This is a genomic window from Massilia rubra (genome assembly GCF_011682065.1).
GTDB classification, from domain to species: Bacteria; Pseudomonadota; Gammaproteobacteria; order Burkholderiales; family Burkholderiaceae_D; genus Telluria_A; species Telluria_A rubra.
The window spans coordinates 1-588 of sequence record NZ_VUYU01000090.1 but is presented as its reverse complement, the minus strand read 5'-3'; the positions used below and the strand labels follow the sequence as shown (position 1 = coordinate 588).

Below are 588 nucleotides of genomic sequence, written 5' to 3'. Positions count from 1 at the left end.
GCGAAACGCCGGCAGAAAGATATGGACGCGCGCTGGACCAAGAAGCATGGCAAGTCCTACTTCGGCTACAAGGTATCGGCCAACGCAGACAAGCGTTACAAGCTGGTACGCAAGATCAAGGTCAGCACGGCCAGCGAGCATGACACCCTTCATTTCGAGGAGGTGCTCGACCCGTCGAATACCAATCGCAACGTCCTGGCAGATAAGGGCTACGTGGATGGCGCGCGCGAGGACAGGTTGACACAGCAGGGATGGCGCATGCACATCCAGCGCAAAGGAAGCAAGGACAAGCCAATTTCGGAAACCCAAAAGCGGCGCAATACGCGCATCGCCAAGACCCGCGCCCGGATCGAGCATGTGTTTGCCGGCCTGGCCGAGATGGGCGGTAAGGGCCTGCGCACGATCGGACTGGCGCGCGCCACGTTGCAGCTCAATTGGAAGGTCGCCGCTTACAATTTGCGGCGCCTGGTCTACTTGAAGGAGGCCAGGGTCGAGGCGTTCTGACGCCCGCAGTCCGTCCGGACTGCACAAAACGAGGTTCAGCGCCCATAAAACGGGCGGGAAGCGGCTCGGTCTGACATCAAAAAA

At 59.9% G+C, this 588-nt stretch carries 1 protein-coding gene; it reads left to right on the top strand.

The genetic code is table 11. From position 1 onward, the window contains the following. The coding region (locus F0185_RS34145; RefSeq protein ID WP_167233132.1) for a transposase at positions 1-504 on the top strand (504 nt) is incomplete at its 5' end. Positions 505-588 lie beyond the last annotated feature (84 nt).